The sequence below is a fragment of the Arcicella sp. genome (assembly GCF_964672035.1).
The window spans coordinates 1-19,281 of the sequence record NZ_CBABQS010000084.1; the positions used below are offsets into that span (position 1 = coordinate 1).

Here is a 19,281-nt window from a genome sequence, read left to right on the forward strand (position 1 = left end):
GTCTGGATAAACGGAAGTGGAGGAAGTATAAATAATGGATTTGATGCTGGATGAAGGCAAATATCCCATCAAAGATTGGATTTGCTGTACGTGAAAATCTTCTCCGTATTTGCCCGCTCGTGGAGGAATGCAGATGATTAAAATTTCGGAATTTAGAAAATTAATAATATCCTTACCTTCAATTTCAGGAGCAAATTTCAACAAAAAAGGCTCAATACCTACTGCTGAAAGCAACGTTATTTTGCTCTCAGAAGTGGTTGAACCTTTAACGGAATAACCATTTTCTACTAAATATTTTCCTAAGGGTAAGCCAAGCCAACCGGAACCTAAAATACTGATTTTCATATTAATAGCTGTGAGCTATGAGCATTGAGTTATGAGTTTTACCAAGTCATTTTCTCAAAAATCACGGCTACAAATAAAATTTCTTCCACAAAATATATTCCTCCACCACTTCTGGTACCATATATTTAATGGATTGCTTATTTTTTAGACAATCTCGAATAAAAGTCGCTGAAATATCCAAAGAAGGCGAATTAATGGATTTTACATTCGGATGATTTTCTAAGTCACTTCTCACAGAATTGGGTCTTGGATAGACATATAAACCAAAATATTCCAAGATTTTATCATGATTTTTCCAGTTGGGAAATTGAGCTAAATTATCACCACCAATAATTAATTTAAACTCATGTTGCGGATGTTTTTCTTGTATTCTTATCAGTGTATCAATCGTAAAAGAAGGTTTTGGCATCGAAAATTCAATATCAATTGCTTTGAATTTTGAGTTATCGGCAATGGCTTTTTCAACCATCGTCAGACGGTCAAATTCGTGCAAAAGAGAATTATTTTTCTTGAATGGATTTTGGGGCGAGACCACAAACCAAACTTGTTCTAAGTCGGTGGTAGTTGCCATGACATTTGCCACAATCAAATGCCCAATATGAATAGGGTTGAATGACCCAAAGAATAAACCGATTTTCATTTTTATAGGAATCAGGTAATTAGGAATTGAGTAATTAGGGACAAAAAACTAATCCCTAATTACCCAATTCCTAATCCCTAACCTTCAATAAATTCATCAAATAACTTCTGTGCTTTTCTGAATGCCGTTGTTAAGTCGTCATTTACTAAAATAACGTCAAATTGGTCTTGAAAAGCCATTTCAAATTTCATTTTGAAAACTCTTTTTGAAATTGAATCTTCCGAGTCAGTTCCACGTTCACGAAGCCGTTTTTCTAATTCCTCCACGCTGGGTACTTTTACGAAGATTGATAGGGCTCTTTCTTTATAATATTCCTTCAATTTCACACCTCCACGCACATCTACGTCAAAAATTACGTGTTTCCCCGATGCCCACAATCTTTCAATTTCAGATTTCAACGTACCATAATAGGCTCCTGGATAGACTTCTTCCCATTCCACGAACTCATTATTGATAATTTTTTCTTTGAATTCGTCGGGTGTCATGAAATGATAATCCTTGCCATTTTCTTCGTTACGCCCACGTTTATCACGGGTGCAAGCAGAGATTGAAAAGCCCAAGTTATCGTTATTTGCCAAAAGATGTTTGACAATAGTGGTCTTGCCCGATCCAGATGGGGCAGAGAAGATAATAAGTTTACCGTTTTCCAAGAGTGATTGATATGATAATAGTTCATTGCCAACTCGTTAAGCAGAGGATTGGTATGAAATAAATTTCTACAAAAATAAAAAGTTATTAAGTTAAACCGCATAAAACGACTAACTTAATAACTTAAAATAAAATAATTCTAAAAAAGAATTTTATAACATATTGATTTTCTGTTTTATACAGTCAATCAAATCCGAAGGGATACATTTTTTTTCTAATCTTAGTTGCATTGTTTCTTTGATACATTTTTCCAATTCATAGCCTTTTTCACAAGGTAAACATTTATCCATATTCAATTTGAATTGGTTAATTTGTTCATCACTTGCCTGACCGTCCACAATCAGTTGTACCATTTTCATGCAATCAGATTGATGTTCACATGATGTCTTTTTTTGAATTTTCTCAGCCTCGGAAACCATTTTTTTATAGATTATGAAATATTTAATATTGGTCTAACTCTTTGTTTGTTGTTTATTATTCAAGTAGTTATTAAACAGGGGGTGTTTTAAAATAATTCCCGAAGAGATAAAAAAAGTTAATGGTTATTAAAAATGTTCAAAGGAAAAGTAGTAATTACTACTTAATATTTGTCACACCAATAATTAATAACTAATTTCAATTAATCTCAACTATTCTGCCATAGTGTCAGCATTGACATCATAGCCTAACGATTTGGCATACGATTTTAATTTTTCTTTCAACAACATTCTGGCACGGTGCAATCTTGATCGAACTGTACCGATGGGAATATCAAGAATTTTTGCCATTTCTTCATAGGTGAATCCTTCCACGTCACAAAGGATAATAACCGTCCTAAAATCGACAGGAAGAGCATTCAAAGCATTGGCAATTTCGTCGCCAATCAAGTCCTGAACTGATTCTACCCGTAAATCTACGGTTTGGTTCGTCTCAGCATCCTCCTCTGAATTATAGGTCGTTTCAACGTCCTGATAATCCACTTTGGCGGGTTCTTTCGACTTTTTTCTAAAATCATTTATAAAACTATTTTTCAAGATGCGGAACAACCAAGCCTTTGCGTTTGTTCCCTGTGAAAATGAGTTAATAAATCTGAATGCTTTAAGATATGTATCTTGTACGAGGTCATTTGCATCGTCTTCGTCATTAGTCAAACGAAAGGCAAAATTGTACATAGAGGTAATATGAGGCATAAATTCTTTCTCGAAGACACGGTGCTTTTCGAGATCAGAATAGGTTTGAGTTGCTTGGAGTTCTTCTTGTTCGTCCATTTTTTTGCTTAGAATCGTCAGTAAAAATAAGCCATCCTTTTTGATTTACAAAGAAACATTGTACAAATCAATTATTAGGTATGAATGTAATTACAAACAAACAACTTGCCAAGGATGTTTTAATTCATTTTCCTGACAAAAAGGCATAAGTTAATAGCCCACGAATGAACCCGCAACGGAGTTGGGATTTAACAGATTTACACGAATCTTTTGAATTTATCTGTGCAAATCTGTCTGACCATAAGAATCTGTGATCTAATTTATTCTAATCTACTTCATATAACTTTTCGACTCAAAAACTTTTGTTACGCCTTTTTCAGTAAGTGTATAACTAAATCCTGATTGAATAGCATAAGCTCCATATTCGCCTTTTTTGTTCAAGGCAAGATATCCAATTTGAAATTCTTTGTAATTATATCTTTTTACAATTCGCATAATTGCTTCTTCGCAGGCTTGTTGAGGTGTTTTCCCATTTCGCATTAATTCTACAATTAAAAATGAACCAAGCGTTTTCAAGACGAACTCACCCAAACCTGTTGCACACGCCCCTCCAACTTCATCATCACAAAAAACGGCCGCACCAATAACGGGCGAATCCCCTACTCTACCGTGTATTTTGAAGGCTAATCCGCTGGTGGTACACGCTCCAGAGATTTCACCCTTATTTCCCAAGGCCAAAAGTCCGATGGTATCGTGGCGCTCAATGTTGATTTTGGGTTCGTATTTTGATGTTTTCTTCCATTCTTCCCACGCTTTTTTGGCCGATTCTGTCAACAAATTTTCTTTTTTGAATCCTTGAGCAAGCGCAAATTGCAAGGCTCCTTCACCCGAAAGCATTACGTGCGGCGTTTTTTCCATAACTGCTCTCGCTACTGAAATCGGGTGCATGATATTTTGAAGAAAAGTAACCGATCCTGCATTGCCTTTTTCGTCCATAATACAGGCATCGAGGGTGACAAAGCCATCACGGTCGGGAAAGCCACCGTATCCCACGGAGGTATCATTAGGGTCGGCTTCGGGAATTCTTGCCCCTGCTTCAACAGCATCTAAGGCTCTGCCTGATTTTTTGAGCGATTCCCAAGCGGCATCATTGGCTTTTTCGTTCTTCCATGTGGAAAGAACGATGGGGAAGTCGGCGGGTAGGGCATTTATGTTTACGCTTGATAATGCCGTCAGGGCTGTGGTTTGTTTAATGAATGTTCTACGTTGCATGGGTTTTCAGTTTGTTTGGCTAAATTTATCGAAAAAAAATTAATTATGGGTTACTGTAGCTCGAAATAGCATTTCGAGCTACCGTAAAAAAGAAAAAAATGAAAATAGTTTGTATATCTGATACTCATAGTCTCCAACACCGCATGACCATTCCTGACGGTGATTTATTGATTCATGCGGGCGATGTTTCTTCAAGGGGACGAATTGAAGAAATTGAAATGTTTAATGAATGGATGGGTTCATTGCCGCATCGGCATAAAGTAGTTATTGCGGGCAATCATGATTTCTTTTTTGAAAAATATCCGAAAGAAGCCAAACGACTCATTACCAATGCCGATTATCTCAATGATAGTGGTATTTTGATTGAAGGATTACGCATTTGGGGTTCGCCAATTCAGCCGTGGTTTTACGATTGGGCGTTTAATCGTAAACGTGGGAAAGATATTCGTAAACACTGGGATTTAATTCCGACTAATACGGATATTCTCATTACGCACGGACCACCTTTCGGTATTTTGGATGCCACTGACCGAGGTGAAAAAGTGGGTTGTGAGGATTTATTGGATGTTGTTCAAAATCGTGTACGCCCACAATTGCACGTGTTTGGGCATATACATGAAGCGTATGGACAACAACAAGTGAGCGAGACTTTATACGTAAATGCTTCAATGGTAGATTTGGCGTATCGTCCTGTTAGGGAGGCGATTGTAATTAATTGGTAATGGACAATAATTAAAAGCCGATTGTTGTAATTAATTATTAATTGTCTGTTATCAATTATCCATTGTCCATTAAAAAAATTATTCCCTAAAATCCCCTTTCTCATATTTATCAAAATATAAATCAAAATGCCCTTTCAAGATTTCTTCTAATTTTTGGTGATATTCTGGAAATGAAGGTAAATTATTATGTCCGCCTCCGTAAATAGGTGTTAATCTGGCAGTTAGCGGAACGAGACTCTGTAAACGAACCGAGGAAGAATAGGGAATTAACCAATCTTTTGTACCGTGAATAATATAAATGGGACATCTAACATACTTAATCCAAATGTCCGTTCTGATACTAAAACGTAAAATCATCGCAATGGGCATAAAAGGCAAAAAACGATTCGTCAAATGCGAAAATGAATAATATGGCGCATCTAAAATCAACATTTTAGGACGATTATTTGAAGCCAATTTACAGGCAAAACCACTGCCCAACGACCGTCCATACACAATGATATCTTCTTCTTTATACCCATATTTCGACCTCATTTTATTATACACAAATTGCGAATCTTTGTTGAGATTTTCCTCCGTACGTTTGCCGATTGATTTTCCAAAACCACGATAATCAATCATTACTACATCGTAGCCGTGTCGGGTAAAATCAACCGCATATTTCGACCAGCCTTTGATGCTTCGGGTATTGCCATGAAAATACATCACCAAGCCAACGGGTTTATCGTGAAAGAATCGTAAACCATTGATTTTCACGCCTTCTTCGGGTTCAAAATGGAGTTCCTCGAAGGGAGAATCATATTTATATTCAAAATCAGCATGAAGTTTCTCGGGCTTGAAAATAAATCTTTCTTGAATAAAATACGCAAGAATACACAAAGCCAAATAGCCAATGCCGATATAAATCCAAGTTTCAGTTGTGAAATTCATCGTGGGGTTAGTTATTATGAATTAGACCACGGATTTTGCAGATTAAACGGATTTACACGGATTTTTATTCCTATTATTATCCGTGTAAATCTGTTAAATCCGTAAAATCCGTGGTCTGATATACTTGTCCGATATGGAAGTTACAGTTAATCTAAAAATTTCTTCAAAATCTTCTCCACTGCATCCAAATATCCACCGCCAAATAAATTCACGTGAACCATCAGCGGATATAAATTATACAGTGGAATTCTATCGCCAAAGCCATTTTCGATGTTATTTACTTCGTGGTAGGCTTCGTAAAAGGTTGTTTCAAAACCGCCAAACATGGTCGTAAAAGCCAGTTCAGCTTCTCGCAAACCGTAGTAACAAGCAGGGTCAACCAAACCAACAAGCCCTTTATTATCAGCCATTACATTTCCCGACCATAAATCTCCGTGCAGTAAAGCTGGTTTTTCATTGGGAATTAACGAAGGTAATTTTTCGTATAATTGATCAAATTTTTCGTGTAATTCTTCCGAAATTTTGCGGTCATACAGCGCCAATCCCACTTGAACTTTCAAGCGTTTTTCGATAAAAAATTGTACGCCATCATCCATCCATTCGTTAGACTGTCGCAAGGCTCCGATGTAATTATTAAAATTGAGTCCAAACTGTGGATTTGTATGTTTATGCAATTTTGCCAGTTTTTGTCCGAAATCTTGCCAATAATTGGATTGCTTGAAACTGGTCGTCAAAAATTCCATCATCAAGTATTCTTTATCCACAATTTTACCGTGATTAATTACTTCTGGAATCGACATTACACCCGTATCCCGCAAGACCTGTAAACTACGTGCCTCCGACTCAAACATTCCCTCATGGTCGCCCTGATTCCACTTAATAAAATACTCTCCTTCCGATATTTTTACTTTTACGGCAAGATTGAAATTACCTCCATAAAAAAACTGAAAATCAAGCATTTCTGGGTGATAGCCTAAGTTTTCAAAGAGGATACTTTCGATAAATTGGTATTGTTCTTGGGTTTGAAAAGTCATTATTTTGAAGTTGTAAGTTCTAAGTCTAAAAGTTGTAAGTCAAATTTAAGATAAAACTGGTAAATTGCGTGAAAGGTTGGATTTTTTACTTTACAAACATATAATGAAATACAAAAAACACGTTTTTATCTGTACAAATCAGAAAGACGCACCCAAAAAATGTTGTGGTGACGAAAGAGGCATGGCGCTGGTCGATGCTTTCAAAAATTCATTGAAAGAAAAAGGATTATTAACCGAAATAAGAGCCCAGAAAACGGGTTGTTTAGATGTTTGCGCTTTTGGACCTTCTTTAGTGGTTTATCCAGAAGGAGTATTCTATGGCAACGTACAACTATCTGATGTTGAGGAGATTATCGAAAGCCATTTGGTTGGAGATATGCCTGTTGAACGTCTTGTTATTGGTTAATATATTGGATTGAGGTTATCTTAGGAGTCAACTGTGAAGACACAGACAACAGCGAGGGGTTCATTTACTTCCCGAAAGTTATTTTTACTTTCGGGAAGTTCCAAATATTTCAACTTCCCGAAAGCAAAAAATGCAATTGATATTGTTTCGGGAAGTTCGATTTCGTTAAATCAACAAATAACTAAACCAAAATGTACCGCATATACCCAACTCTTCTAAACTCATTCGCTTATTACGAAGCTAAAACCCTTGATGCTCAGGGTAAAATCCTCGTGGATATGCAAGAGATGATTGACCGTATCAATCGTGTGCGCAAACCAACGACTGTGGCACAACAAAAAGGAATTGATTTTGAGAAAGCAGTCGTGACGGGCATAAATGAGGACGATTTTAAGGAAGGAGTCATTGAAAAAGCAAGGGCTTTGTTACCCCAAAAATACAAAACCCAGTTTTATTCTGAAGCAAAATATAAGAATTGTTTAATTTATGGCTACGTAGATTTAGTTGGAACTGAACGTGCTGTAGATTTAAAATCGACCCGTTTCTATTCGCCTAATCGCTTTGCACTCAATCACCAAAATTTCTATTTATTAGGATTAAAAAAGTACGGCATAAAAACCTTGGATTACATTATTACGGACTTTGAAGACGTTTATCAAGAAACGTATTCATTTGATTCTTACGACTTTACGCCATTATACCATCAATTAGACAATTTCGTTGATTTTCTGGAACAACACAAAAAACTGATTCGTGATAAGAAGATTTTTGATAATAAAACGGATAATAATCAGTTGTCGATGTTTTGAAATTATGCCTCTACTGGTTCATAATAAACTTTCATCAATTGCTCTGATGATAAAATGGGAGTAGCATAAGTGACTCCCTTAGTATCAACGAATTCAACCATAAAAATATCCTCCGATAATTGTTCAATAATTGTTCCTAAAGACCCTTTTTTGAGTTTTTTGCTTTCAATTTCTTGCGTTAACACTACAACATCTAATAATTCCATGATTTCTTATTTTATGAGAACATAAAAACTTGTCATACGAGGAAAGTTCTCTTCATGTTTGAGAATCCAAGAAGTTCTAACAACGGAACTTTTGGGAGAGTTAATCAATTCAAAATCAACATAATAAATATCGCCATGATCAGTAGTTTCAACAAAAATGGCATCGTTCGTCAATACAGCCATTTCAATAGATTCTTTAAGATAAAGATAATTTTCAATAGTAATATTTAATGCTGATTTGAAAATACGTGCTTTATGTTTACCAATAGGATGTTCCTCCGAAAGGCAATAATTTAATAATTTTCTATCCTCTATGAAAGCGCTTTCTGCAAGGGGTAAAATCATATTATAAATTTAACATTTTTCTTCTCTCCTACAAAATCCCTTTCAATTCTCCCAAATCCTGAATTTCGTACTTTGGCTTAATCGAAATATCCTGATTTCGTTGGTCTGGATTAAAGAAAACGGCATCAATTCCCGCCCGAGTTGCTCCCACAATATCCGACTGAAAACTATCGCCAATCATTAAACATTCATGTGGCACGGCTTTTATCTTTTTTAAGGCATATTCAAAAATGCGAGAATCTGGCTTTTTATAGCCCGAATTTTGAGAAGTAACTACCTCCTGAAAGAAATGGGTAATCTTTCCCGCATTCATTTTTATGGACTGAATTTCATCAAAACCGTTCGTGATTATGTGCATTGGATATTTCGGAAAGAGATATTCCAACGTCTCATGAGCATTAGGTAAAAGGTGGTGTTTTTTAGAAGAAATACTGATATAAGTATTCGAAATTTCATCACAAATCGAATCATTATTCACACCCAACTGACTAAAAATTAATCGAAAACGAGAATGTCTCAACTCGGGTTGAGAAATTCTACCTGCTTCATATTTATCCCACAACTGATGATTAATTTCGTTAAATTTTAGGTAAAATTGGGTTGGAGAGAATAACCCTAAAGCTTGTAAGTCAAATTGTTGATACACTTCTTCCAAGCCAATTCGGGAGTTAGTATCATGATCCCAAAGCGTATGGTCGAGGTCGAAAAAAAGGTGTTTATATTTCATATTGTTCATTTATTGATGCGACCGTCGCTCAGTTCGATTTTCGTAAGCAAATAATCTAAATTTTATGCAATTTAGGGCTGATTTTTGTTTCCCTCTCAATAATTAATACATTTGTAAAAACTATTAATTTCGATATTCGTTTTTCGAGGTTTGATATTCGTATTGCTCCCGAACATCAAACATCGAAAAACGAATATCGAACATCAAAAATAAAATGGCAAAACAAGAAGAAGAAAATCAAATCAACGTAGAATTATCTGAGGAAATGGCAGAGGGAGAATACGTAAACTTGGCAATGATAGCGCACTCGCAAAGTGAGTTCGTCATAGATTTTATCAAAATGATGCCTGGAATTCCAAAAGCAAGAGTAAAATCAAGAGTCATTCTCACGCCCGACCACGTGTATCGCCTGATGCAAGCCTTAAAAGAGAATATCCAAAAATACGAAGAGGTTTATGGCGCAATTTCGGATGACCAAAGCCCAATTGGTTTTCAGTTTCCAATGAATTATCGAGGACCTATTGGAGAAGCTTAATCGTTGGCAATATATACTAAGGCTTAAACTCATGGCATCACTATTCCAACTATTTTATTGCTAAAAATTAAGTCTTTCAGTCATGCTACGAGTATTTTACTTAGCATTTAAAAACAAAAAAGCGTAAAACGAATCAGAAAATTTTCTGTAAACGTTTACGCTTTTTGTATTTATCAAAAAACCAACAATTTTAATTTTTAAGCCTAAAATATTCTCATAAAATGAGTATATCTATGTATTAAATTTACTTTCAAATTTATAACGAAAATCATACAACTTTATAATGAACTTTAAACTAAACAAATCACATTTAGCTTCTAATTCGGTCAATTTGAGCAAACAGTTAAACTTGCCAGAACCCTCGGTTTTTGATTTACCAGAAAAAGTTTTACAGTTCGGAACGGGCGTTTTACTTCGTGGATTGTGCGATTATTTTATTGATAAAGCCAATAAACAAGGCATTTTTAATGGGCGAATTGTGGTTGTAAAATCAACCGATAAAGGCGACGCTGATGATTTCAACGAACAGGATGGACTTTTTACGCACGCTGTAAAAGGTATCGAAAATGGGCAGCCCATTGAGGAATATATCTTAAATGCTTCCATTTCTCGCACACTTTCTGCCCGTTCTCAATGGCATGAAATCTTGCATTGTGCCAAAAATCCTGAAATGCAAATTGTCATTTCAAACACCACGGAGGTTGGCATAGCGTTTCTGGAGAATGATAAAATTACCAATAATCCTCCTTCTTCTTTCCCCGTAAAACTGTTAGCTTTTTTGCATGAGCGTTGGAAGTTTTTTGGCGGTTCTACTGAAAGTGGTATGGTTATCGTTCCAACGGAATTAGTCGTTGGAAATGGCGATATGTTGAAAGATATTGTGCTTCAACAAGCCCATAAAAACAATCTCGAAGTTGAATTTATTGATTGGTTAAAAAGCCATAACTCTTTCTGTAACTCATTGGTTGACAGAATAGTACCTGGAAAACCAGAAGCAGAAATGGTTACCGAATTACAGACAAAATTTGGTTACCAAGATAATCTAATGGTGCTTTCGGAAGTTTATCGTCTGTGGGCAATTCAAGGCGATGAACACGTCCGTAAAGTGCTATCATTCTCTCAAGCAGATTCGGGCGTAATCATTGAAAGAGACATTGAAATTTATCGTGAATTGAAGCTCCGTATGCTCAATGGTACACATTCTTTACAGTGTGCGATGTCATATCTTTTAGGGTTTAGAACGGTGAAAGATGTTATGGCGAATGGATATTTGAGTAGAATTATCATGAATTTGATGTTAGGAGAAATTGCCTTGGCGATTCCCTATAAAATTGATTCAAAAGTAAAAGACAGATTTGGCAGAATGGTACTCGACCGTTTCCGTAATCCATTTTTGAACCATAAATTATTGGATATTTCAGTCCAATATACCACCAAAATGAAGATGCGAAACATTCCAATTCTTATTCAATATTACCGTGAATTTGGCAAAGCTCCTGAACTTTTTGCCATGGGTTTTGCCGCATATTTACAGTTTATGAAAGGTGAAAAAGAAGTAAACGGAACGTATTACGGAGAATCAAACGGTAGTTATTATCCTATCAACTGCAATTTTGCTCCTTATTTTTACGAAGCATGGCAAGATTTTGATTTAGAAAAAGTATTAGCTAATCGTAGTCTTTGGGGTGAAGATTTAACCCAATTAGAAGGATTCGCAGATGCAGTTCGTAAGTATTTATAAAAGAAAAAATATGAAAGTTACTACCTTCGGAGAGGTCATGATGCGCTTGAGTACGCCAAATTTCTCACGATTTCCACAGGCTACTCAGTTTGATATAAATTTTGGCGGAGGCGAGGCAAATGTTTCGTCTTCGTTGGCTATTTTAGGTATTCCTGCCAGCCATGTTACTCGTTTTCCAGATAATGATTTAGGGCGTACTGCCACGAATATTTTTCAAAAATTTGGCGTAGGAACCCAACACATTGCTTATGGAGGCGATAGAATCGGCATTTATTTTGTTGAAAAAGGAGCCGCTATGCGTCCAAGCAAAGTAGTTTATGATCGTGCCAATTCCGCTTTTGCCACGCTTGCTCCTACTGATTTTAATTGGGAAGAAATTCTAAAAGATACCACCTGGTTTCACTTTACAGGTATAACTCCTGCCATTTCAGAAGGTGCATTTCAAGCTTGTTTGGAAGCCGTACAAACTGCCAATAGAATGGGCATTACCGTTTCTGCCGATGTAGGATATCGTTCAAATCTTTGGAAATGGGGCAAACGTCCGAACGAAATTATGCCTCAATTGATTGAATATTGTGATATAATTGTTTGTAGTAAAGGCGATGCTGCCGATATGTTTGGTATTGTGCCCATTGATGAAAAAGGCAGTTTCAAATCTGTTTGTCGACAAATTACAGAGCAATTTCCAAAAGTAAAAAAAGTGTTGACTACCAAGCGGGGGCAAATATCGGCTTCGCACAATACGCTCTTTGGAAGATGTTGGGACGGTTCTCAAATGATTGAAACCGAAGCCATTAACATTCCCGATATCGTGGACAGAATTGGTGGTGGCGATGCTTTTATGGCAGGTTATATTTACGGAGAATTAATTTACAAAGACTGTAAACAAGCACTCGAATTTGCCGTTGCGGCATCAGCGTTAAAACATACTATTGAAGGCGATTTCAACCTTGTAAGTGTTCATGAAGTAGAAGCAGTGGTGAATGGAGATGTGAGTGGAAGGTTGAAAAGGTAGATTTTAGGAGAAAGGAATAAAAGAGGAAGGGAGAAAAACTTTGTCAGATGGTTTCAGACAATAATCAATCGGGGCTGTCGATCCGTCTGCCCCTTGACTCATCAATATTTTAAAATTTAAAAGCCATTTAGGAACTACTGAAACCTTATGTTTTCTATGTCTCTACGTGGTTGCAAAGAATATGAAATTTACAAAAGAAGAATTATACGCAAAATTGAGCGAAGTGCCGATTATGCCTTTGTTCAATCACCCTGATTTAGCGGTGAGTAAGGCAGTCGTAAAAGCATGTTACGATGGTGGAATTACCGTTTTTGAATACACAAATCGTGGTGAAGGAGCGGCCTTAATTTTTGCGGAATTAGTAAAATATATCCGTGAAGAATTACCCGATATGGCCATTGGTATTGGCACGGTTTTCACCGCCGAAGAAGCTGAGTATTTTGTCAGTTTAGACACTGATTTTATCGTGCAACCATGTCTAAATCCAGCAGTAGGTGAAATATGCAATAAGCACAAAATAACTTGGATGCCAGGCGTTATGACTATTACGGAGATTTATAATGCTCAACAAGCAGGAGCCGACATTATCAAGATTTTCCCCGCCAATGTGCTTGGAACGGCTTTTATCAAAGCACTTAAAGCGCCAATGCCTAATGCAAAGGTAATGGTAACGGGCGGTGTTGAACCTAATGAAGAAAATTTAAAAGGATGGTTTTCAGCGGGTGTTACTGCCGTGGGAATGGGTTCTCAATTATTTCCAAAAGACGTTTTAGCTTCGGGAAATTTTGAACAAATTACGGAAGTTGTGAAAAAATGTGTGGCGATGGTGAAAGGATTTTAGATATTTGATGTTTGTATGTTCGATGTTTGGTTTTCAGTCCCTAACATCGAACAACAAACATCGAACAACGAATATTAATCTCTCCTAAAAAACTGAATGATTACTACGACAGTTGTGGTGAAAATTGTACTACAAATCACCTTCGTCATAACTGGTAAAAACAGTCCCCAATCCGAAGCCTCCAATAAGAATAATACAAAGTGATGCACAAAAATTAAAGTTGCTGCGTACGTAATAAACCAACTTAAACCCATTGAATTTAAGCTAAGAGTTTGGCGTTCATCGTAACCTCTTTGAGGCGTTAATAAAGTAATTATTGTGGGACGCAAAAAGGCGATTAACGTCATTGCAGCAGCATTTGCCCCGACAGTATTGTAAAAAATATCAACCATTATTCCTGCCACAAATCCCAAGAAAATTAACGTAACTTTATTAATCTCGAAAGGTAAAAGTATAATACTTGCCACGTACACAAAACAGAAGGCATAGTCGAATAGTACCAATTGTCTTACAAAAAATATTTGCAACAAAAGGTAAAATATAAAAATAAGAACTTGGGAAACTATACTTCTTGGGGTCATTTATTATTAGCTTTGAGCCTTGAGTCAATAGCTTTGAGTTTTCTAAAATTATTTACTACTTACTACAAACTGCCTACTTTTACTTATTTCGCTTTTACATCTCCACTCTTTTCTTCCAACGCTTTTTGTTCACCTAATAATTTGTTATTTATTACGTATACATAAGCCAGTGTATGAAAATTTGTGGCTAATTGTAAATCAATTTCATGAAAAGTTTGATCAGGTTTTACCCCCACTTTCTTGACGAATCCAATGATGATATTGGGTGGAAAAACGTAATTAAAGTCTGAAGTAACTACCGTATCTTTTATTTTAACTGCTTTATAACGAGACACTTCAGTCATTTCCACAATATCAGGATTAACGCCTTTCCATTTCACCGAACCAATTTCGTTATTACTCTTCAATTTTGCCGATACTGAATATTCTGAATGCAAAATAGAAATTACCACCGAATAATGTTCAGAACATGACTTGACTTTACCAACTACTCCCGTAGAAGAAATCACACCCATACCGGGGGCAAGTCCATCCGCTGAACCTTTATCAATTGTGATATAATTATTAAATTGAGACGTTGTTAATCCTGATACTTTTGCTACAACGAACTTAAATCTGCTTGCAACATTAGAATCAGCTTTGTAATTAACCATTGATTTATCTAATTGCTGGGCTTGCAACTTAGCAATTATCGAATTTAGACGACTATTTTCAGAGGCTAATTCAGTATTTGCCTCTCTCAAATTGGAATATTCTCTAATCGAATTTGAAGTACTTAAAGCCTTTGCAGCATAATAATTGCTGGTGTTAAAGAAAATAGCGTTGGGATAATTATTGTAGGAATAAAAAAACCAAAGGCTCAACACCTCCAAAAATGCGAACAAAATGAAGGCTCGTTGTCTGGATATAAATTGGACGAGTTGGTACATTGGAAAAAGTTTTATACGTTAAAAAGTTAAAGAGTTAGAAAGTTGAATAGACATATCCACAACTTTTTAACTCTTTAACTTCTATAACTCTTTAACTCAAAATTAAGAAATTAGAATTGGCTTGAAGTGGTCTAAATGCTTCAAAACCTCGCCCGTTCCACGCACAACTGCACGAAGTGGATCATCGGCAATGTGAATTGGCAATTTTGTTTTATTGGCTAAACGTTTGTCCAAACCATGCAGCAATGCTCCTCCACCCGTTAAGTGAATACCATTATGATAAATATCAGCCGAAAGTTCTGGTGGTGAAACCTCTAATGCTTTCATTACTGCTTCTTCAATTTTCGAAATTGATTTATCTAATGCGTATGCAATTTCTGAATACGTAACTTTAATTTCTTTCGGAATACCCGTCATTAAATCACGACCACGGATTTCATAATCTGCGGGAGGATTTTCTAATTCTGGCAAAGCCGACCCCACTGAAATTTTAATTAATTCAGCCGAACGCTCACCAATCAAAAGGTTGTGTTCACGACGCATATAATCAACAATATCACGGGTGAAAACATCGCCCGCAATACGTACAGAAGCCTCACAAACAATGCCTGAAAGGGCAATAACGGCAATTTCAGTAGTACCACCTCCAATATCCACAATCATTGAACCGTTTGGTTGTTCGATGTCAATTCCGATACCGATTGCCGCAGCGATTGGCTCGTGAACCATATAAACTTCCTTAGCTCCTGCGTGTTCGGCAGAATCTTTTACGGCACGTTTTTCAACCTCTGTAATACCCGATGGAATACAAATAACCATGCGGTGTGAAGGTGTAAAGAAACGATTTCCCGTATCAATCATTTTTATCATTCCACGAATCATCAACTCGGCAGCAGTAAAGTCGGCAATTACTCCGTCTTTGAGTGGACGAATGGTTTTGATATTTTCGTTGGTTTTTTCGTGCATTTGCATCGCCTTGTTTCCAATGGCCAAAACCTTGTTAGTAGCTTTGTCGAGGGCGATAATTGATGGTTCATCAACTACGATTCTGTCTTTGTGGATGATTAACGTATTGGCAGTGCCAAGATCAATCGCAATATCCGAAGTTAGGAAGCTAAATAATCCCATTTTTATGATTAGTTCTTTGTTATCTGAGCTGAATAATTAGGCGATATTTTTTACCGATACCTATTTTCTTGTAAAAGTACAAAAATAATGAGAATCATTTAGAATTAATAAAAAGGAAAGGTAAAATTCTTTTGCTTGGACATTAGAGAAAGTAGAAAGTCCCCAATTCTTTTTAGTTTTGCATACTATTTGCTTATAATCAAGAAATCCGAAATTCACTTATAAAAAATATGGCAAAGAATAAAGTATCTCCGACTCCTAAAAACACCCTACAAAAGCCTCAAACGGTTAATCAAACTACGAAAATCCTTAAAGAACCCGAAGTTTTGATTGAACCAATTCCTTATACCGAACGCAATTTTTGGATTCTTGCGGGAATTATTGCCGTGTGTGCATTCATTGCCTTTTTGCCTGGTTTTCAGAATGGTTACGTCTGGGACGATATGTTTTATATTGTCAATAACGAAGATTTACGCCAAGTTTCCTTCAAAAATTTTAAGACCCTTATTTCAGAATATTATCTTGGTAACTGGCACCCGCTTACGATGGTAACGTACTATATCGAATACTCGCTGGTAAAGGATACCGCTTGGGTTTATCATTTCAATAATACCGTTATTCACATTATTAACAGTATTTTAGTCTTCAAAGTAGTGAATAAACTTAGTGCTAATTTCTTAATTGGGGCGGTTACTTCGGTACTTTTCGCCATTCATCCGCTACACGTGGAGTCGGTGGTGTGGGCGGCTGAACGCAAAGATGTGCTTTATACATTATTTTTGCTTTTGTCTTTTTGGCAATATTTGAAATACGCCGACGGAGTGGTCAGTGTGGACACTGACAACAACGTGGTCACCGACTGGAAAAACAAGCATCTATGGTACGCTTTGGGCTTATTTATCCTTTCATGTTTATCGAAAGGTATGGCGGTAATTTTGCCAGTGGTGTTTTTAATTACTGATTATTTCTTGCTGAACCGCAAGCAAATTGGCAAAATTGGCATTGAAAAAGTGCCATTTTTTGTCGTTTCTTTAATTACGGGTATTATTTCCATCAAAGCGCAAAGTGATGCAGGAGCTAATGCCACAAAGGTAATTTCTGATGCCTATTCCTTCTCAGAACGCTTTTTCATGATTAATTATGGTGTACTTTATTATTGGATAAAAATGGTTCTTCCGACCAATTTGATTGCTTTTTATCCTTATCCGCAAAAACCTAATGGAGCAATTCCATCCATTTATTATTCTGCTTTTGCGGGCGTATTGGCTTTGGCAATTTTCTTATTCTGGACGGGTCGTAAAAATAAATTAGTTTGGTGGGGCGGACTTTATTTTCTCATCGTAATTTTCCCCGTTTCGCAAGTTTTGCCCGTGGGTAGTGCCTTGATGGCTGACCGATATTTCTACGTTTCTTCGATTGGGCCATTGGTAATTTTAGCCGTTTTTGCCAATCGTTTGTACCAAAAAGCAACTACCAACAAACTCATGCCCGGCATTGGAGCGGTGCTTTTATTGGGCTTAACGTTTCTGTCTTTCAATCAATCAACGCATTGGAAAGACACCTTGACTTTATTTACGCCCATCTACGAAAAACATCCGAACGATCCGATGGTGACCAGTAACATGGGTTGGTATTGGTTTGGTAAAAAAGACAATGAAAAAGCCAAATTTTATTTTGAAGAAACCCACAAAACAACCTTCAAAACTGCCGATGTTCATACGGCTTTGGGACAGATTTATTTTGATGAAAAGAAATATGATTTAACGGTTGATAATTTCGAGGCAGCACTAAAAATCAAACCGAAAGAAATGCAAAACCTCCACTGGATGCTTGGAGCGGCCTATTATTATACTGGAAAATATAATATCGCCATTGATGAATCAAAGATTGCTTTGGAGAAATCTGACAATAAAAACCAATTTGCACAGAATATTATGGGCTTGTGTTTGGCAAAACAAGGTAAAGAAGACGAAGCCATGAAACGCTATCAAACCGCCATGAATTTAGACGTAAAATTTGCTGACCCACACATCAATATCAGTACGATTTTAAATCATAAAGGCGACCACGCAGGTGAAATTAAAGAATTAGAAAAAGCCATAAAAATTGACCCCAAAGCAACCGTTGCCTACAAAAACTTGGGCGTTGCCTACAAATCAATGGGCGACTGGCAAAATGCGGTTAAGGCTTGGCAAAAAGGAATTGTGGCAGATAAAAAAGATGGAAGTTTTGATTATAACATTGGTTTGGAATACGGACAACACGGCGATTTTCCAAACGGTATAAAGGCCATGCAAAAGGCCGTGGCTAAAGGCGACCAAAATGCGGTGATATTTTTGACACAGCGAGGAATTCCTTTGAAATAAAGTTATAATGGCTGAACAACTAATCGTTCAGCCATTCTCTTTTCTATCCCTTCAAAATCGCCAACTCCGCTCTCACAAAATCCATCAACGATGCAATGTGTGCTTTTGAGAAATCGAAAGGAATATTGGCAGCGGCATAAATCTCGCCCATTGGTTTGGTATAACCCAATTTCAAGGCGCTTAAATAACCTTCCAAGCCCTTTTGTGGGTTTTCTTTGTAGTTTTTCCAAACGCCAATCGCTCCTAATTGAGCAATGCCGTATTCGATATAATAAAATGGCAACTCAAAAATGTGTAATTGTTTGTGCCACATAGTTGCTCTGTATTTTTCTAAACCCGACCAATCCGTGATACTATCCGCAAATTGCTCGTATATACGTATCCACGCTCCTGTACGTTCTGCAGTCGTGTGCGTAGGATTTTCGTAAATCCAATGTTGAAATTTATCAACCGTTGCCACCCACGGAAGTGTACCGATGATGTCTTCTAAATGCTGGATTTTTGCCCGTTTCAATTCTTCTTCATTGTCAAAATAAACATCCCAATTATCCATCGAAATCAACTCCATTGACATGGAAGCCAATTCGGCAACTTCCGACGGGAAATTACGGAAAGTATTCAACGCCAAATCTTTCGTAACGATTGAATGCACCGCATGACCGCCTTCGTGAAGCATCGTAATTACGTCACGCATCAACGAAGACGCATTCATAAAAATGAACGGAAAACCTGTTTCTTCCAAAGGATAATTGTATCCACCTGGCGCTTTTCCCACCCTCGATTCTAAATCTAAACGCCCCATACACTTCATAATGCGGAGACATTCACCCAAAAATGGGTCAAGTTTTGTGAAACATTCAATGGTTTTATTCAA

At 36.8% G+C, this 19,281-nt stretch carries 23 protein-coding genes; 8 read left to right on the forward strand and 15 right to left on the reverse strand.

All coding sequences use genetic code 11. The features are described 5' to 3' along the window. The 6 genes from AC1W31_RS17370 to AC1W31_RS17395 all read right to left on the reverse strand — a co-directional run. A partial coding sequence (locus AC1W31_RS17370; protein ID WP_481735755.1) for a Rossmann-fold NAD(P)-binding domain-containing protein occupies positions 1-345 on the reverse strand: 345 nt, incomplete at its 3' end. 67 nt (positions 346-412) lie between these two features. Further along, the gene (nadD, locus tag AC1W31_RS17375) at positions 413-985 is read right to left on the reverse strand and encodes a nicotinate (nicotinamide) nucleotide adenylyltransferase (RefSeq protein WP_481735756.1); all 573 of its coding nucleotides are present in this window, start codon (positions 983-985) and stop codon (positions 413-415) included. Between the two features lie 77 nt (positions 986-1,062). Beyond that, a complete protein-coding gene (gene gmk, locus AC1W31_RS17380) occupies positions 1,063-1,635 on the reverse strand; it encodes a guanylate kinase (RefSeq protein ID WP_481735757.1) in 573 nt (190 codons plus the stop codon). 150 nt (positions 1,636-1,785) lie between these two features. Continuing rightward, on the reverse strand, positions 1,786-1,992 hold the full coding sequence (locus AC1W31_RS17385; protein ID WP_481735758.1) for a phosphohydrolase: 207 nt from the start codon (positions 1,990-1,992) through the stop codon (positions 1,786-1,788). 270 nt (positions 1,993-2,262) lie between these two features. Further along, a complete protein-coding gene (locus AC1W31_RS17390) occupies positions 2,263-2,880 on the reverse strand; it encodes a sigma-70 family RNA polymerase sigma factor (protein WP_481735759.1) in 618 nt (205 codons plus the stop codon). Between the two features lie 270 nt (positions 2,881-3,150). Continuing rightward, positions 3,151-4,092 (reverse strand): glycosylasparaginase, encoded by a 942-nt coding sequence (locus AC1W31_RS17395; RefSeq protein ID WP_481735760.1) that lies wholly within the window; start codon positions 4,090-4,092, stop codon positions 3,151-3,153. 98 nt (positions 4,093-4,190) lie between these two features. Between AC1W31_RS17395 and AC1W31_RS17400 the strand changes: the two genes are divergently transcribed. Beyond that, positions 4,191-4,814 (forward strand): metallophosphatase domain-containing protein, encoded by a 624-nt coding sequence (locus AC1W31_RS17400; RefSeq protein WP_481735761.1) that lies wholly within the window; start codon positions 4,191-4,193, stop codon positions 4,812-4,814. 78 nt (positions 4,815-4,892) lie between these two features. On the opposite strand, the gene AC1W31_RS17405 is transcribed toward AC1W31_RS17400, so the two are convergent. Next, complete coding sequence (locus tag AC1W31_RS17405; protein ID WP_481735762.1) at positions 4,893-5,744, reverse strand: alpha/beta hydrolase; 852 nt, start codon at positions 5,742-5,744, stop codon at positions 4,893-4,895. A gap of 146 nt (positions 5,745-5,890) precedes the next feature. Continuing rightward, positions 5,891-6,778: a fructosamine kinase family protein gene (locus AC1W31_RS17410; protein ID WP_481735763.1), complete on the reverse strand. Its 888-nt coding sequence runs from the start codon at positions 6,776-6,778 to the stop codon at positions 5,891-5,893. Between the two features lie 103 nt (positions 6,779-6,881). Between AC1W31_RS17410 and AC1W31_RS17415 the strand changes: the two genes are divergently transcribed. Continuing rightward, positions 6,882-7,184, forward strand: coding sequence for a (2Fe-2S) ferredoxin domain-containing protein (locus tag AC1W31_RS17415; RefSeq protein WP_481735764.1), 303 nt, complete (start codon positions 6,882-6,884; stop codon positions 7,182-7,184). Positions 7,185-7,375: 191 nt separating this feature from the next. Further along, complete coding sequence (locus AC1W31_RS17420; protein WP_481735765.1) at positions 7,376-7,993, forward strand: hypothetical protein; 618 nt, start codon at positions 7,376-7,378, stop codon at positions 7,991-7,993. Positions 7,994-7,995: 2 nt separating this feature from the next. On the opposite strand, the gene AC1W31_RS17425 is transcribed toward AC1W31_RS17420, so the two are convergent. Genes AC1W31_RS17425 through AC1W31_RS17435 form a run of 3 tightly spaced genes read right to left on the reverse strand, consistent with a single transcriptional unit; the run spans position 7,996 to position 9,280 of the window. Then, complete coding sequence (locus tag AC1W31_RS17425; RefSeq protein ID WP_481735766.1) at positions 7,996-8,199, reverse strand: DUF4926 domain-containing protein; 204 nt, start codon at positions 8,197-8,199, stop codon at positions 7,996-7,998. A gap of 6 nt (positions 8,200-8,205) precedes the next feature. Next, entirely contained in the window at positions 8,206-8,544 is a 339-nt protein-coding gene (locus tag AC1W31_RS17430) for a DUF6883 domain-containing protein (RefSeq protein WP_481735767.1), read from the reverse strand. Positions 8,545-8,572: 28 nt separating this feature from the next. Next, a complete protein-coding gene (locus AC1W31_RS17435; RefSeq protein ID WP_481735768.1) occupies positions 8,573-9,280 on the reverse strand; it encodes a YjjG family noncanonical pyrimidine nucleotidase in 708 nt (235 codons plus the stop codon). Positions 9,281-9,485: 205 nt separating this feature from the next. On the opposite strand from AC1W31_RS17435, the gene AC1W31_RS17440 reads away from it, so the two are divergent. The 4 genes from AC1W31_RS17440 to AC1W31_RS17455 all read left to right on the forward strand — a co-directional run bounded on the left by AC1W31_RS17440 (position 9,486) and on the right by AC1W31_RS17455 (position 13,403). Further along, complete coding sequence (locus AC1W31_RS17440; RefSeq protein WP_481735769.1) at positions 9,486-9,806, forward strand: DUF3467 domain-containing protein; 321 nt, start codon at positions 9,486-9,488, stop codon at positions 9,804-9,806. Between the two features lie 283 nt (positions 9,807-10,089). After that, positions 10,090-11,547, forward strand: coding sequence for a tagaturonate reductase (locus AC1W31_RS17445; protein WP_481735770.1), 1,458 nt, complete (start codon positions 10,090-10,092; stop codon positions 11,545-11,547). Positions 11,548-11,557: 10 nt separating this feature from the next. Further along, positions 11,558-12,562 (forward strand): PfkB family carbohydrate kinase, encoded by a 1,005-nt coding sequence (locus AC1W31_RS17450; RefSeq protein WP_481735771.1) that lies wholly within the window; start codon positions 11,558-11,560, stop codon positions 12,560-12,562. 181 nt (positions 12,563-12,743) lie between these two features. Further along, positions 12,744-13,403 carry a bifunctional 4-hydroxy-2-oxoglutarate aldolase/2-dehydro-3-deoxy-phosphogluconate aldolase gene (locus tag AC1W31_RS17455; RefSeq protein ID WP_481735772.1) on the forward strand — a complete coding sequence of 220 codons (660 nt, stop codon included), beginning with the start codon at positions 12,744-12,746 and terminating at the stop codon, positions 13,401-13,403. Between the two features lie 74 nt (positions 13,404-13,477). On the opposite strand, the gene AC1W31_RS17460 is transcribed toward AC1W31_RS17455, so the two are convergent. The 3 genes from AC1W31_RS17460 to AC1W31_RS17470 form a co-directional block, all read right to left on the reverse strand. Continuing rightward, positions 13,478-13,984 (reverse strand): hypothetical protein, encoded by a 507-nt coding sequence (locus AC1W31_RS17460; protein ID WP_481735773.1) that lies wholly within the window; start codon positions 13,982-13,984, stop codon positions 13,478-13,480. Between the two features lie 83 nt (positions 13,985-14,067). Continuing rightward, on the reverse strand, positions 14,068-14,913 hold the full coding sequence (mreC, locus tag AC1W31_RS17465; protein WP_481735774.1) for a rod shape-determining protein MreC: 846 nt from the start codon (positions 14,911-14,913) through the stop codon (positions 14,068-14,070). A 102-nt stretch (positions 14,914-15,015) separates the two neighbouring features. Further along, a complete protein-coding gene (locus AC1W31_RS17470) occupies positions 15,016-16,041 on the reverse strand; it encodes a rod shape-determining protein (RefSeq protein WP_481735775.1) in 1,026 nt (341 codons plus the stop codon). Between the two features lie 230 nt (positions 16,042-16,271). Between AC1W31_RS17470 and AC1W31_RS17475 the strand changes: the two genes are divergently transcribed. Beyond that, positions 16,272-18,407: a hypothetical protein gene (locus tag AC1W31_RS17475; protein WP_481735776.1), complete on the forward strand. Its 2,136-nt coding sequence runs from the start codon at positions 16,272-16,274 to the stop codon at positions 18,405-18,407. A 43-nt stretch (positions 18,408-18,450) separates the two neighbouring features. Here AC1W31_RS17475 and AC1W31_RS17480 read toward each other — a convergent pair. Next, positions 18,451-19,281 (reverse strand): M3 family metallopeptidase (locus AC1W31_RS17480; protein ID WP_481735777.1); only part of this gene is annotated, 831 nt, incomplete at its 5' end.

Excerpts from the sequence above, each read along its gene's own strand:
- AC1W31_RS17400 (WP_481735761.1), top strand. The coding sequence starts at position 4,191 with ATGAAAATAGTTTGTATATCTGATACTCATAGTCTCCAACACCGCATG.
- AC1W31_RS17405 (WP_481735762.1), bottom strand. The coding sequence starts at position 5,744 with ATGAATTTCACAACTGAAACTTGGATTTATATCGGCATTGGCTATTTG.
- AC1W31_RS17475 (WP_481735776.1), top strand. The coding sequence starts at position 16,272 with ATGGCAAAGAATAAAGTATCTCCGACTCCTAAAAACACCCTACAAAAG.
- AC1W31_RS17440 (WP_481735769.1), top strand. The coding sequence starts at position 9,486 with ATGGCAAAACAAGAAGAAGAAAATCAAATCAACGTAGAATTATCTGAG.
- AC1W31_RS17425 (WP_481735766.1), bottom strand. The coding sequence starts at position 8,199 with ATGGAATTATTAGATGTTGTAGTGTTAACGCAAGAAATTGAAAGCAAA.
- AC1W31_RS17385 (WP_481735758.1), bottom strand. The coding sequence starts at position 1,992 with ATGAAAATGGTACAACTGATTGTGGACGGTCAGGCAAGTGATGAACAA.
- AC1W31_RS17460 (WP_481735773.1), bottom strand. The coding sequence starts at position 13,984 with ATGACCCCAAGAAGTATAGTTTCCCAAGTTCTTATTTTTATATTTTAC.
- AC1W31_RS17415 (WP_481735764.1), top strand. The coding sequence starts at position 6,882 with ATGAAATACAAAAAACACGTTTTTATCTGTACAAATCAGAAAGACGCA.
- AC1W31_RS17470 (WP_481735775.1), bottom strand. The coding sequence starts at position 16,041 with ATGGGATTATTTAGCTTCCTAACTTCGGATATTGCGATTGATCTTGGC.
- AC1W31_RS17455 (WP_481735772.1), top strand. The coding sequence starts at position 12,744 with ATGAAATTTACAAAAGAAGAATTATACGCAAAATTGAGCGAAGTGCCG.
- AC1W31_RS17435 (WP_481735768.1), bottom strand. The coding sequence starts at position 9,280 with ATGAACAATATGAAATATAAACACCTTTTTTTCGACCTCGACCATACG.
- AC1W31_RS17445 (WP_481735770.1), top strand. The coding sequence starts at position 10,090 with ATGAACTTTAAACTAAACAAATCACATTTAGCTTCTAATTCGGTCAAT.
- AC1W31_RS17450 (WP_481735771.1), top strand. The coding sequence starts at position 11,558 with ATGAAAGTTACTACCTTCGGAGAGGTCATGATGCGCTTGAGTACGCCA.
- AC1W31_RS17395 (WP_481735760.1), bottom strand. The coding sequence starts at position 4,092 with ATGCAACGTAGAACATTCATTAAACAAACCACAGCCCTGACGGCATTA.
- AC1W31_RS17420 (WP_481735765.1), top strand. The coding sequence starts at position 7,376 with ATGTACCGCATATACCCAACTCTTCTAAACTCATTCGCTTATTACGAA.
- AC1W31_RS17390 (WP_481735759.1), bottom strand. The coding sequence starts at position 2,880 with ATGGACGAACAAGAAGAACTCCAAGCAACTCAAACCTATTCTGATCTC.
- nadD (WP_481735756.1), bottom strand. The coding sequence starts at position 985 with ATGAAAATCGGTTTATTCTTTGGGTCATTCAACCCTATTCATATTGGG.
- AC1W31_RS17430 (WP_481735767.1), bottom strand. The coding sequence starts at position 8,544 with ATGATTTTACCCCTTGCAGAAAGCGCTTTCATAGAGGATAGAAAATTA.
- mreC (WP_481735774.1), bottom strand. The coding sequence starts at position 14,913 with ATGTACCAACTCGTCCAATTTATATCCAGACAACGAGCCTTCATTTTG.
- AC1W31_RS17410 (WP_481735763.1), bottom strand. The coding sequence starts at position 6,778 with ATGACTTTTCAAACCCAAGAACAATACCAATTTATCGAAAGTATCCTC.